Here is a 13,988-nt window from a genome sequence, read left to right as displayed (position 1 = left end):
AAAGAATTATTTATTGGAAATGACATTACTCCTACGATCGGTGATGATGAACTTCTCGTTAAAGTTCATGCAACGGCCTTAAATAGAGCAGATATTCTTCAAAAATATGGTAAATATCCCGTTCCTCCAGGTGCTTCGCCAATATTAGGGTTAGAGATGTCAGGCATGATCGAAGAAATCGGTAAAAATGTAACGAACTGGAAAATTGGTGACAGAGTATGTGGTTTATTACCAGGAGGCGGTTATGCTGAATATGTATCTCTTCCATCACAACTTGCAATTCCAATACCGGACGATATGAATTTTGAAGAAGCCGCAGCCATTCCTGAAGTTTTTTTAACAGCATATTTAAATGTATTTGAACTTGGTCGATTAAAAGAAAAAGAAACAGTATTAATTCATGCTGGTGCCAGCGGTGTTGGAACAGCGGCAATTCAGCTTGCGAAAGAATTTGGTGCAAACTCTATTGTCACAGCAGGAACAAAGGAAAAATTAGATGCCTGTCTGCAATTAGGCGCAAACCATGCCATCAATTATAAAAACCAAAATTTCCAAACAGAAGTTGAAAAAATAACAAATGGTAAAGGTGTAGATTTAATTTTAGATTTCGTTGGCGCAGATTATTTCCATCAAAACATTCAATCATTACATACGAATGGTCGTTTAATTCTAATCGGAACAATGACCGGCTCAAAAATCAACGAATTCAATCTATTACCATTACTAATGAAACGGATCTCTATTATCGGTAGTACACTACGTTCACAAACACTTGATCAAAAAATTTATTTAACAAATCAATTCACTCAAGCAGTCTTACCTTTAATCGCATCTAAAAAAATTAAACCAGTTATTGATACAATTGTTAGTTGGAAAGAAGTAAACGAGGCACATCATCGAATGGAGAAAAATCTAAACATCGGCAAAATTGTCTTAAAAATAGATTAATGCAAAAAAATTGCTCTGTTTATTCGGTTATCAGAGCATAGGTATAAAATAGATATTAAAGGGGATTATCATGGTATTACTAGGTTCAATTGTGAATGCAATCGCAATTATTATTGGTTCATTACTAGGTTTATTTATTAAAAGAATTCCAGAACGGATGAAAAATTTAGTTACACAATCAATTTCTCTTGTCATTATTGTGTTGGGGATTAGCCTTGCGATGAAAACGAATCAAGTTTTAATCGTTATTTTCAGTTTAGCTTTAGGAGCTGTGGTTGGAGAATGGCTTGATATTGAAGGGAAATTAGATAAACTAGGGCAATTTATTGAAAGTAAAGTAAAAACGAAGAGTGAAGGATCTATATCTAAAGGTTTTGTAACTTCAACATTACTTTTCTGCGTTGGAGCGATGGCGATTTTAGGAGCACTTGATAGCGGACTTCGACATAATCATGAAATTTTATATACAAAATCCTTAATGGATGGATTTCTTTCTATCATTTTAACTTCTACTCTTGGCGTTGGTGTTTTATTTTCATTTTTACCGGTATTTTTATACCAAGGCTTCATCGCCATTTTTGCTTCATTTGTACCTAATCTAGTAACACAGCATTTATTAAATGCCATAATTGCTGAAATTTCAGGAACTGGCGGGATCTTATTACTTGCACTAGGACTAAACTCACTAGGCGTTATGAAAATTAAAATTGGTAATATGTTACCCTCAATTCTATTTGCACTACTTTTTGTTTGTATCATTCAATACTTTTAATATAATCATAGAAAAAAGTGAAGTAGAATGACTAATCTACTTCACTTTTTTATTTAATTCATAATTAAATCTGCTTATTTAATAATTTTTACCATATGATCCTCGTCATAGAAAACACCATCTACCATAATCGCTCTTTTTTCAATTCCGAAGCTCACAAAATCTACTGACTCATATAATTTTTTGGCAGGAATATTTGTAGAAATCACCGCTAATTCAATCTGTAAAATGTCTTCAATAATTATCGCTTGATCAATTGCAGATTGAAGTAATTTTTTTCCTAACCCAGTTCCTCTTTGGCTAGGTGTAATATACATACCCCAGATCGCGCCCTTATGTTTCATCTTTTCAGCTCGCTTTTGAAAAAATCCTACAACTCCTACAAGCTTACTTTTTTCAAAGGCTCCAATTATAAAGTTATCATCTGTAGAAGGAAAAATCGCTTTATGCTGCTCATATGTTTTAGTTGTGTATTCTCTTAAACTTTCACCAAATGCCTCAGGTGATAATGTTAAACCTTCACTTCTTAATTCAATAAATTCATCTAGATTTTCAATTGTTAATCTCTTGATTTCCATCTTATATTCTCCTTTAATATGGAATTTCACCTTTGAATATTGGAATTAATACTATAATGATTGAAATGAATAATACTGACCAAAAAAAGTAGCCACTTATTCTCTTCTTTAATTGTTCCGAATTCTTCCAAATTAGTAATCTGATAAGTGATTCAAGCCCGTAGATCATAAAACTAACACTAAACCATATCACACTTATATTTCCTAAAAATTGAACATCATTGATTGCATAAAGCTGTCTAATGATGACATTAGTTGTGATTGATCCGATGAGAAATGCTAAGAAAACCTCAAAGATTGTCCAATAATACCCTTTTAATTGGTCCATTTAATTACCTACCCTATTATTACTTTTATGTAAAAATGTCTATCATTAATATAACATATAATTCAGAATCTTTAGTGAATGTTTTGATTTAACCTTACATTTTTTAAATGCTAGAAAAAAAGACATACCAATTTATATTGGTACGTCTTTACTTTAAAATTTTAGTACACAAAATTACATTTTAATCGAGATTAATTTCATTTCAGTCATTTCTTGAATTGCATATTTAATTCCTTCTCTACCATATCCGCTTTCTTTCACGCCACCATATGGCATTAAATCAACTCGAAAAGTCGGTACATCGTTAACGAGTACGCCACCTACATGTAATTTCTTTGTTGCATATAGTGCACGTTTTAGATTTTCAGTAAAGATTCCTGCCTGCAATCCATATCTACTATTATTCACTTCGTTAATTGCTTCATCAAAGTCCTTAAATGAGTTAACTATTACAACTGGACCGAATACTTCATTACAAGAAACTTCGCATGTATTGCTTACGTTCGCTAAGACAGTAGGTGAATAAATACGTTCATTGATGACGTTCCCACCTGTTATTAATCTAGCACCGTTTTCTAATGAATTTTTCACCCATTGATCAATTCTTAAGACATCTTTCTTTGAAATTAATGCGCTGATATCAGTTTTTAAGTCTAGTGGTGAACCAACAATTAATTTTTCAACAGCAACTTTCATTTTACTTAAGAATTCTTCTGTAAGTGATTCGTGTACATAGATCCGCTGTAATGAAATGCACACCTGACCATTATAAATAAAGGCACCCCATACGCAGCGGTTGATTAATTCATCTGATAAATTTACACCTTCATCAATAATTAATGCCGCATTTGAACCGAGTTCAAGGGTAACCTTTTTTAGCCCTGCTTTATTTTTTAAGGAAATACCTACTTCAGGGCTTCCCGTAAAAGTAATTGCTTTCACATCTGCATGTTTTACGAGTGCATCTCCAATTTCAGATCCTTTTCCAGTAACTAAATTAAATGCACCTTTAGGTAAATCAGTTTGATCAAGCATTTCAGCTAATGCGTACGCTGATAAAGGAGTTTGGCTTGCCGGCTTCAATATAATTGTATTCCCAGCTGCGATTGCAGGTCCAACCTTATGTGCAACTAAATTAAATGGGAAATTAAAGGGTGTAATAGCTCCGATAACACCGATTGGTTCCCTAACAGTATATGTGATCCTGCCCTCCCCACCAGCTACTGCATCTAAAGGTAATGTTTCACCATAAATTCTTTTCGCTTCTTCAGCGGCAATTTTATATGTCGCAATTGTTCGATCAATCTCACCTAATGCTGCTTTTAAAGGCTTTGCCGCTTCCAATGCAAGAATCTCTGCTAAACTACTTCGGTTTGCTTTAAATTGCTCTACTAATTGCTCTAAAATCACACTTCTTTCAAAAGCGCTCAGTTTTCCCATTTCATCTCTTGCGTTTTTGGCAGCCGTTATTGCTTCTTCTAATTGGTCCAAAGATGCTAAAGGGATCTCAGCTAACTTCACATCTGAATGTGGTGCAATTAAATCAACATGATCGATTCCATCTATCCATTTACCATTTATATATAGTTTCTTCTTCAATTTATTTCACCTCGGTTTTATGCTTGCCAATCACTTGTTGAAATGAATACTTTAGTATGTCAAGACCTTCATTTAGTTCCTCATCAGAAATGATTAAGGGAGTTAAAAAGCGAAGGACATTACTATGAACACCTGCACTTAAAATGATTAATCCATTTTCATAACAAGTCTTTGTTAGTGCAGCTACCAATTCTCTGGCTGGTTGACGAGTTATCGGATCAACAAACTCAATTCCGACCATCGCTCCTAGCCCTCGGACATCATATATTATTGGTTGTTCTTCTTTCAATTCGTTAAAGCAATTTTTAATTGTTGTGCCAATCAAATTTGCTCTTTCCCAAAGTCTTTCTTTTTCAATTTGCTCGATCACCTCAAGTGCTGCAACACAACCTAATGGACTTCCACCATATGTTCCACCAATTTCCCCCGGCGACGGAGCGTCCATTATTTCGGAACGTCCTGTAACTGCACTAATCGGTACACCGGCAGCGATTGATTTAGACATTGTGATGAGATCAGGTACTATTTCAAAATACGTCGAAGCGAATAATTCACCAGTTCGCCCAAAGCCTGTTTGAATTTCATCGGCAATAAATAAAATTCCATGTTTTTTACAGATTGTATATATTTCTTTCACAAAACGTTTAGGTGGAACGATAAACCCACCCTCACCTTGTACAGGCTCCATGATTACAGCAGCAATTTCATCAGGAGAAACTTCAGTTAATAGAAAATCATTAAACTGATGAATACAAAAGTCAACATACTCTTCCTCAGTCTGACCATTTGGTCGATGTGCAAGATAAGGAAATTGTGCTTTATATGTAGCCGGTGCAAATGGACCCATTTTGTATTTATACGGTTTTACTTTACTTGTTAATGACATTCCTAGTAATGTACGACCATGAAAACCTCTAGTAAATGAAACGATCCCGGAACGCCCTGTGTACTTCCTAGCAATTTTCACAGCATTTTCAACAGCTTCTGCCCCACTATTTAATAAAATCGTCTTTTTAGAAAAACTACCCGGTGTTATGTTAGAAAGTTTCATCGCTAAATCAATATATGGTTTATACATCCCTACATGAAAGCAAGAGTGAATGAATTGATCAGCTTGCTGTTTTATCGCTTGTACCACATGCTCTGGAGTATGACCTACATTTAGAGTACCAATCGCACCTGCGAAATCTAATAATCTATTACCATCAACATCCTCTATGATTGAACCATGGGCTTTTTCAACAAAAACGGGAGTATTATTACCAACACCATTTGGTACATATTGATTTCGTAATTCCATTAATTTGGATCCTTTTGGCCCAGGTACACCAGCTGAAACATTTGTAAATTTTCGAATGATGGCCATCTAACATTCTCCCTTCAATTTCATTCTCAAAAATAAGTTTCATATATAAATTAGGCTTCATTCTAATATACTCGTATTTCAATTTTTTCAGAATGGATAGATTGAAACTTATTGTTAAAAGAGAAAAGTAACCATTAAAAAACGCTTTATATTAATGAGAGGTAAGTTTGCAGACAAAGTACAAATAATCTAGAAATTTGTTCAGATTAGAAAACGCATGTCTTTTAAATTGTGAAGACTGATGTGGAGCGGAGTATCTTAAACGGTAATGAGCACCACGAGTTGGCGAAACAACGAAGATATCTACTGCTTGAGAGAGGATAGACTCTTTGTGTTAATGAGGAGTAAAGTAAATCTGTGCTTCTTATGAAATGGCTCTATTTTAAACAGTTGTTGAATTTGTGTATAGATATAAAACAGAAGTTGATTACAACGGAAGATGCGAGACTCCTATAGGAGTAGTGGGAAGGCTGAGACCCCGGAGGCTTGCCGAGGAGGCTCAGATCTAGCCCCACGGAAAGGAAGCGTCCTGGAGTTGTAATCAACTAACACATACTAAATAGTAACAATATTAAATGAAAAAATCCTATATATCTTATTTTCACTTGTGGTTAAATCATTAATATTTCTCTAATATCCTCTTCAGTTAAAGTAGAAGATACATTATCATCTGAGTCAATAATCTCTTCAACCAATTCTTTTTTCTTAGATTGAAGTTCATTCATTTTTTCTTCAATTGTACCTCGGGCAACTAACTTAATAACTTGCACATCATTTTTCTGTCCGATTCGGTACGCACGATCCGCGGCCTGTTGCTCTACTGCTGGATTCCACCATAGATCGTATAAGACTACCGTATTTGCCCCAGTTAAATTTAAACCTACTCCACCAGCTTTTAGTGAAATTAAAAAGAAATCACATTCGCCATCATTAAAACGATTACACATTTCTAATCGCTTTTCAGAGCTTGTACTTCCATCGAGATAGAAAAACTCATCTCCATTGTTTGATAATTCCCTACCGATCATTTCAAGCATTTTCGTAAATTGAGAAAAAATCAATACTCTTCTATTCGCATGTTTCGATTCTTCAATAATTTGCATTAGCTGCTCAAATTTTGCAGAACTCCCTTTGTATCCTTCGATAAATAATGCAGGATGACAACAGATTTGCCTTAACCTTGTGATGCCGGCAAGTATTCGAATCCGTGTTTTTCCGAATGATTTGTCTTTATCTAAATGCTTTAAAGTTTCTTGACGAAGCTTTGCTAAGTAAGCTGCATACAATTTTTTCTGTTCAGGTAATAATTCCTCTGATTCAATCATCTCTACCTTTTCAGGTAACTCTTTCAGCACATCTTCTTTCATTCTTCTTAATAAGAATGGGCGAATTCTCCGAGCAATTGTCTTTTTTGTTAAATTGCTATATTCTTTTAAACCTTGAAACAGCTCAGGAAAGACTACATGATAAATTGACCAAAGCTCTTCAAGTGAGTTTTCTACAGGAGTTCCTGTTAACCCAAAACGATAGTTTGCCTGAAGATTTTTAACAGCTCTTGCAGTTTGCGTTAATGGATTTTTAAAGTTTTGAGCCTCGTCGAAAAATACAGTATGAAATGTTTGTTTTTCAAACCATTTAATATCTTTTCGTAACAATGGATAAGAAGTTATGACGACATCAACTGTTGAAACATCTTCTTGTAGCTTCATCCGATCGTGCTTCTTCCCGTCCAATATAACTGTTTTAATATTCGGTGCAAATTTATAAAATTCACTTAGCCAATTATAAGTCAAAGAAGATGGACACACGACAAGTACGGGTAAATTCTTGTTTTGTACTTCTGGAAGTATCGATAAAATATATGAAATACTTTGCAATGTTTTACCTAACCCCATATCATCAGCTAAAATCCCACCGAATCCATAATTAGCCAATGTTTTCATCCACTTATACCCATGTTTTTGATAATCTCTTAAAATCGGCTCAACACAATCAGGTATTTGAATATCAATGATTCCGGGATTTTGAATTTGATCTAAAAACTCATGGAAAGACTTTTCTAGTTCAAATGAATTTGGGTTATCTTCGGAATCAATAAGTTGAAGCCCTCTCACGATTGGTAAATTCAAACCACTGATTAAATCTTCTTCTTGACTCGGAACCTCTTTCAAGAAGCGTTGAATTTCTGCAAATTCTCTCGTTTCAAGTGTAAATAAAGTCCCATTTTTTAATCTATAATATTTTCTTTTCTCTTTTAATGCCGAAATAACTTCACGAATTTCATTTTCAGAAATACCATCCATTTTAAACGTAAATTCTAACCAATTTGTTCGTTCCTTTTTCACTTTTACATTTATTTTAGGGAATGTATTCCCCCTAAATATTCGATTTCTCACAGCTGTAGTAGCATGTATTTGTACTAGTTTCTCTAGTTTTGGGATTTTATGGTGTAAAAACTCGTACTCTAATTCTTCATTATGCAAATAATAGCCACTATCAGTTTTTGAAAATGAACATTCTTCCATTAGTTGTAATATTTCATATTCTTTTTCTTCATCTCTCGTTACATTCGAATGATTGATAAAATCGCGATGATCTAATGGATTTATTAAAATATGATCATAATGAAAATCTAGTCCTGCAAGTAAACGATTTTTCACACGATCTAAATATAATTTTGCAACTAAAGGGGGCCTGTCGAATTTCCTTAAAAATGCTTCGGAAATTTGGACTTCTCCTAATCTCTTCAAGCCAGGTATGACTGTATCCATAAAGAATTTAATTTGATTTGATGGGATTGGAATAATAGTCGTTCCTGAATCATGTAACATCGATTTTAAATCTGTTAATCTGATAAAATCTTCACTCTTCAGCTTGTAAAACTTCCCCTTCTTTAGTACGTAAGAATAGGAGTTCAATACGATAACATCTTCTAAACCATACACATTTAATTGGAAATCTTTTTTATTGGCTTCAATAATATCAAATTGCAAAGGCAGTAAATGTGATGCAACTTGCAATTCATTATACGATTTTTCATATGTATCCAATTTTACAATCGGAACTTGCAATAATGAATTGACTAACTGTTCCCATGATGTTGTTGGAATGAATAATGTGTCATGATTATTTTTAGTAAAAGTTTGATCATGAATATGCTCCAAAAACGATTTTTCATCGTCCATTAATTGGATCATTAATTGTACTACATCATCTGTCTCTTTTAATAAGCAATGTAAGTTTGGATCATAAGTAAACGACGTTGAAATTTCCGTAGGTTGTCCGATTTTTACATTTTCCAAGAACTCTCGAATATTCCCCACTCTAGATGGGCCGACATTTACTTGAATCCCACATATATGACTTTCATTTTGTAAAGAAATAACTTGTAACGTGAATTCTGCATTGATGGTTTGTCTTGTTTCAAAAAGACGTTGCTTTCGACTTGATCGATTTGTCTTTTTTTCGTTGAATAACTTAACAAATCCATCTGTAAGATCTGAGTTTGATGAATTAAAATCAGTGAAACTACTATTTAAGCTCGGAGTTGTCCCTTTTTGAAGATGGTCACACATTGCAATTAATACAGCAGCGATATGCTGACAATCTCTATGATAAGATGCAAGTGATGGACAACTACATGATGTTTGCAACATATCTTTAGAGTCACTTTTTATATCTACTTCAAAATCTTCTGTACCTTTTACAATTGCATGACATTCATCTATATTAAATTTTTTAAATATTACTTTCTTAGCGCGAAAAAAAGATTCTCCTCGTTTGAAGGAGACTTCACCGCACATTTCTTTAATTTTTTTATGATTTAATGTACTAAACAAATGTGATTCTCCTCCTTAACGTTATGTAAAACTCATTATACTATCTTACCATTTCTTATCCATAACCTAAATTTATTAAACTGCATTTCACTAAAAAACTGTGAAAATGATTAAACCATTTAAAAGAAATACTCTCTAAAAGGCTGGTTTCTTATTAAATGTTGCTTTTAAGTATCCGTTAGTTTAAGACAACTCCTGGATGCTCACTTTCCATAGGTATATGATAATACTTTCATTTCCGTTTCAAATGAAAAAGTTCAATAAAAAAGCAACTAATCTCTAAGTGAATTAGTTGCTTTTCGAATGTTTATTAAATTGTTTTCAAACATTTTCTTGGAAATAGCTTTTACTTTTGTTCAACAATTCCATGTCTAAAAGCATAAATAACGGCTTGTGTACGGTCAACTACTTCTAATTTTGTTAGAATGTTACTGACATGTGTTTTGACTGTTTTTAATGACACAAATAGTGCATCTGCTATTTCTTGATTTGATTTTCCTTCAGTCATCAAGTGAAGAACTTCTTGTTCTCTTGCTGTTAAATCATCATGCAATTCACGATGTGAGGATTTTCTCATACGATTCATCATTTTACCTGTTACGACAGGCTCTAGTACTGAACCGCCTTTATGAGTTGTACGAATTGCATTTGCGATATCACTTGCTCTTGATGTTTTTAACATATAGCTGATCGCACCAGCGTCGATTGCTGGATATACATTTTCATCATCTATAAAACTCGTAACGATAATAATCTTTGCATCTGGCCATTTGGCAATAATTTGTTTAGTCGCTTCAATTCCGTCCATTACTTCCATAACTAAATCCATTAAAATAATATCCGGTTTCGTATTTAATACAAGCTCAATTCCTTCTTTTCCATTACTTGCTTGACCAACTACTTCAATATCGTTTTGCGTACTAAGATATGTAGATACACCCATTCGTACCATTTCGTGGTCATCAACTAATACTACTTTAATCACTCTTCAGCACCTCTATTCAATTACTGGAACTTTCACTTCAATTTGCGTCCCTCGATTTGGAATACTAACAATTTTTGCAGTCCCTCCAATTTCAGAGGCACGTTCACTAATAGACTGAATTCCATAAGAACCTGTTTTACGTTTTTCAATATCAAAACCGATTCCGTCATCAATCATCCGTACTAATACAAAATCTTCAATACTTCTAATTCTAATTTCAAAAGTCTTCGCATTTGCATGTCTAAGTGTATTTGATAAAGCTTCTTGTATGATTCTAAATAAATGATCTTCAACGCCTTTTGACAGTGAAATATCATCGATTTTCCATTTTAACTGGAGAGCCTGACGATTTGTTAAATCATCTAATAGCTTTTCTACACCTTCCTTTAAGCTTTTCCCTTCTAATTGGACAGGTCTTAAATGAAGTAATAAAGCTCGCATCTCAGATTGGGCATTAACAGCCATTTTTTCAATATATTGCAATTGTTCCTGATAGGTTGTATCGCCTAGTTCATTAATTGCGGAAATCATCATCGATATTGCAAATAACTGTTGGCTTACTGAATCGTGTAACTCTCTTGCTAATCTGTGTCTTTCTTTTGTAACAACATCCTCTATTGTTTGTGATTCAATTAATTTCTTTTCATCAACTAATTTTTGAACAGTTTTTCTCGAATCTTCAATCTGTTTAGATATTTTAAGGAGATTTGATTCGATATCATTTTCAATTGATCGAATAGAATGACCTGTTTCCTTATGATAAGTGCCGTTTTCTGCTTTAGTCATTCCTGTTAATAGAGCTTTTTCATTATGACGAATTGTACTAAGAACTGCTGTACTATATACAATCGCGATGATTAGAATCGCGATGAAAATGATTAATAATAATGATAATTTCCCTACTTTATAAATCATTAATTTATCAAATAGCGTTTGATCTATGAAATAATAGACAATCCCACAAATTAATGCGCTAGATGTCAGAGATGCCATACAGATTGATAAAAATATTCCCTTATCTATTTTCATCTGTTTGTCACCTCTATTTTTCCAGCTGCTAGTGAGGTAATAATTTTTAATTTTCTTGATGCCTCTTTATAATCATTTGTAGTAAATTTGCAATTTTTATTAAAACCTTTTAACTCATTTTTTAAGATATTAACTTTTCCAAATAAAGTTGCATGATGTATAGATAACTCTACATCATATGGTACAAATAATGTGATGTTACCGATCAAACCATTGATTGCTAAAACAGTTTCACCTTCAGGAATAAATGAATCTGTTAAATCAATCTCAACATCACCAATTCCAAAATAATAATCGACATCATCTAATTCAAATGTCGTATCATTTTTCATTCGTATATTTGAGAAAAATCGATTAGAAATTAATGATTTCGTTTCAAATACACCAGTACTTGTTTTCTCTTGTGTGAGCGGTATGACAATTTTTTCATTTAATTTTGAGTTGATAAAAATTAGGTAACCTATATAGATTACGATAAATGCTAAAACACCTAAAATTGACTTCAGTTGAAATACATTGCTAATAAATAATATAATTCCACCAAAAAATGCAATATTTGCTGATGTGGAAGGATATACTTTTCGTTTTTTTGCACCATATTGAATTAAATATATACCGACTCCTGCTGCAATAATTGCAAATGGATTTAAAAACAAATCAAATAAAAGTCCTATACCTGCAATGATAAATAATATTCCAATTAACTCATTGCTAGACAATCGTCTTAAATGCTTTAAATGCTTCATATTGCTCTCCTCTATTCACTAAACGTAACTTGTTAATAACAACTGAAAGCAAATTGTTAGTAACGCTTGTAATATGTAGTTTATCTATTTTTATGTAAATCGTTAACAACCTTAAGTATTGTTTTTTCTCGGTCTTAAGTCTGAGAAAAATTTGACATCTTATATTAGAGTCTTTCCAAAAGAAAAAGAAGAGTATAATACTCTTCTTCTATTTATAAGATTTCGTATTCATCATCTTATGCATTTTTTTCCACTTATCTTTTTCAATCCGTGCTAGTGAAGCATCTTGCTTTCTTTCAGCATATGCCAATTCTCTCATTAATTTTCGATAACTTGTTAATCTTTGAGCGTCTAGCGTACCATTTGAAATGGCTTCATTAACAGCACATCCAGGTTCTTTCTCATGGGTACAATCGGAGAATTTACATGTTTTCGCTAATTCATCTACATCAGAAAAAGTCGAGCCAATATGATCTTCTCCACCCCATAATTGAAGTTCTCGCATACCTGGTGTATCAATCACCATTCCACCTGTTGGTAAGAAGAATAATTCACGATGGGTTGTTGTATGCTTCCCTCGATCATCACCTTCACGAACATCCTGCGTAATTTGTTTCAATTCACCTATTAATGCATTTAATAATGTTGATTTACCTACACCTGATGAACCTAAAAGGGATACCGTTTTCCCTTCTGAAACAAGATTTTTAACTTCTTCAATACCCTCACCGTTTGTACTGTTTACTGTAAAAACTGGGATACCGAATGCAATCTCTTCAACCTCTGCAATTCTAGAAGCAAGATCATCACATAAATCTTTTTTCGTTAGAACGATAATTGGGTTTGCACCACTTTCATATGCAACTAACAAATAACGTTCTAATCTTCTTATATTAAAGTCATTATTTAGTGCCATGACTAAAAACACAAAATCGATATTTGCGGCAACAACCTGTTCTTCCGTCTTGCCTCCTGCGGATTGTCTTGAAAATTGACTCATCCTAGGTAAAACTTTTTGAATAATCGCTTTATTTTCGCCTTCTAGTGGTTCAATGACCACCCAATCTCCAACCGATGGATAATCACTTTTAACTTTAGCTTGGAATTGAAATTTCCCAGAAACTTCTCCATTCAATTCATTTTCTCCATCATGTAATTTGTAAATTTGTCTTTGTTCAGATATGACACGTGCCACTTTAGTTGATTGATTTTTTTCTCCGAACACATCTTTCCATCCTAATTGTTCTAAATTCATTTTGTCCTCCTGAGTATAAGGACAATAATGAAGAATTACTTCATTTCTTGTCCCCTTGTAATTGCGTTCTTATTTAGTAAACTCATTGAATTTCCCATATAACATCACTCCGTTTCATTAAAATTACTATTAGTATATCCAAATTTTAGAAAATCGTCCATATGAATTAATTGAATATTAAAACAAGACAAATACTTGTTATATAATTCTACAAATTCCGACACTTCCAATTATTTACTTTTATTAAAAATTATTAATCTAAGATAACAAAATAGAGAAAAACCTTGAAATATTTCAAAAACTTATTATTATTTAAATATAGGTCTTTTAGATTAGACACATTTTGCCTTCCCTAACCGGAAAAGTACTGATATATATATAGTTTAGTATGAAAAATCAGTATTGCAAGATTTGTCTGACAATACAAAATACTTTACAGTGCTTCGTTGTTTTGTGTTATACTACAAAAGTATTTATTATCCATATTTTTACACAATTCAAACAAATTAATTTTGTCTGTATGATTCTGTTTATATATGAAAA

Annotated in this window: 11 protein-coding genes; 2 read left to right on the top strand and 9 right to left on the bottom strand. The window is 33.0% G+C overall.

Annotated features, from left to right (window positions below):
* The coding region (locus tag V7056_RS17615) for an NAD(P)H-quinone oxidoreductase (protein ID WP_499703708.1) at positions 1–948 on the top strand (948 nt) is incomplete at its 5' end.
* 70 nt (positions 949–1,018) lie between these two features.
* Entirely contained in the window at positions 1,019–1,720 is a 702-nt protein-coding gene (locus V7056_RS17610) for a DUF554 domain-containing protein (protein WP_499703707.1), read from the top strand.
* Positions 1,721–1,794: 74 nt separating this feature from the next.
* On the opposite strand, the gene V7056_RS17605 is transcribed toward V7056_RS17610, so the two are convergent.
* From V7056_RS17605 to rsgA, 9 genes are all read right to left on the bottom strand, one after another.
* Positions 1,795–2,298 (bottom strand): GNAT family N-acetyltransferase, encoded by a 504-nt coding sequence (locus tag V7056_RS17605; protein WP_499703706.1) that lies wholly within the window; start codon positions 2,296–2,298, stop codon positions 1,795–1,797.
* 13 nt (positions 2,299–2,311) lie between these two features.
* Positions 2,312–2,626, bottom strand: coding sequence for a hypothetical protein (locus tag V7056_RS17600; protein ID WP_499703705.1), 315 nt, complete (start codon positions 2,624–2,626; stop codon positions 2,312–2,314).
* A 174-nt stretch (positions 2,627–2,800) separates the two neighbouring features.
* Positions 2,801–4,225 (bottom strand): aldehyde dehydrogenase family protein, encoded by a 1,425-nt coding sequence (locus V7056_RS17595; protein WP_499703704.1) that lies wholly within the window; start codon positions 4,223–4,225, stop codon positions 2,801–2,803.
* 1 nt (position 4,226) lies between these two features.
* Positions 4,227–5,591, bottom strand: a complete 1,365-nt coding sequence (gene gabT / locus V7056_RS17590) for a 4-aminobutyrate--2-oxoglutarate transaminase (RefSeq protein WP_499703703.1) — start codon at positions 5,589–5,591, stop codon at positions 4,227–4,229.
* Positions 5,592–6,202: 611 nt separating this feature from the next.
* On the bottom strand, positions 6,203–9,394 hold the full coding sequence (locus tag V7056_RS17585; RefSeq protein WP_499703709.1) for a DEAD/DEAH box helicase: 3,192 nt from the start codon (positions 9,392–9,394) through the stop codon (positions 6,203–6,205).
* A gap of 382 nt (positions 9,395–9,776) precedes the next feature.
* On the bottom strand, positions 9,777–10,415 hold the full coding sequence (locus V7056_RS17580; protein ID WP_499703702.1) for a response regulator transcription factor: 639 nt from the start codon (positions 10,413–10,415) through the stop codon (positions 9,777–9,779).
* A 12-nt stretch (positions 10,416–10,427) separates the two neighbouring features.
* Positions 10,428–11,444: a sensor histidine kinase gene (locus V7056_RS17575; protein ID WP_499703701.1), complete on the bottom strand. Its 1,017-nt coding sequence runs from the start codon at positions 11,442–11,444 to the stop codon at positions 10,428–10,430.
* Positions 11,441–12,190, bottom strand: a complete 750-nt coding sequence (gene liaF, locus V7056_RS17570) for a cell wall-active antibiotics response protein LiaF (protein ID WP_499703700.1) — start codon at positions 12,188–12,190, stop codon at positions 11,441–11,443. Before liaF ends, V7056_RS17575 begins: the two co-directional genes overlap by 4 nt.
* A gap of 208 nt (positions 12,191–12,398) precedes the next feature.
* Positions 12,399–13,445 (bottom strand): ribosome small subunit-dependent GTPase A, encoded by a 1,047-nt coding sequence (rsgA, locus tag V7056_RS17565; RefSeq protein ID WP_499703699.1) that lies wholly within the window; start codon positions 13,443–13,445, stop codon positions 12,399–12,401.
* Between the last annotated feature and the right edge of the window lie 543 nt (positions 13,446–13,988).

This window comes from Bacillus sp. JJ664 (assembly GCF_036962205.1).
Taxonomy (GTDB): domain Bacteria; phylum Bacillota; class Bacilli; order Bacillales; family Bacillaceae_G; genus Gottfriedia.
Note: the sequence above shows the minus strand (reverse complement) of the source record. Positions and strands in the feature narration are given on the sequence as shown.

What these genes read in the sequence shown, in the direction of transcription:
- V7056_RS17610 (WP_499703707.1), top strand. Translation starts at nt 1,019, where the DNA reads ATGGTATTACTAGGTTCAATTGTGAATGCAATCGCAATTATTATTGGT.
- V7056_RS17605 (WP_499703706.1), bottom strand. Translation starts at nt 2,298, where the DNA reads ATGGAAATCAAGAGATTAACAATTGAAAATCTAGATGAATTTATTGAA.
- V7056_RS17600 (WP_499703705.1), bottom strand. Translation starts at nt 2,626, where the DNA reads ATGGACCAATTAAAAGGGTATTATTGGACAATCTTTGAGGTTTTCTTA.
- gabT (WP_499703703.1), bottom strand. Translation starts at nt 5,591, where the DNA reads ATGGCCATCATTCGAAAATTTACAAATGTTTCAGCTGGTGTACCTGGG.
- V7056_RS17585 (WP_499703709.1), bottom strand. Translation starts at nt 9,394, where the DNA reads ATGTGCGGTGAAGTCTCCTTCAAACGAGGAGAATCTTTTTTTCGCGCT.
- V7056_RS17575 (WP_499703701.1), bottom strand. Translation starts at nt 11,444, where the DNA reads ATGAAAATAGATAAGGGAATATTTTTATCAATCTGTATGGCATCTCTG.
- liaF (WP_499703700.1), bottom strand. Translation starts at nt 12,190, where the DNA reads ATGAAGCATTTAAAGCATTTAAGACGATTGTCTAGCAATGAGTTAATT.
- rsgA (WP_499703699.1), bottom strand. Translation starts at nt 13,445, where the DNA reads ATGAATTTAGAACAATTAGGATGGAAAGATGTGTTCGGAGAAAAAAAT.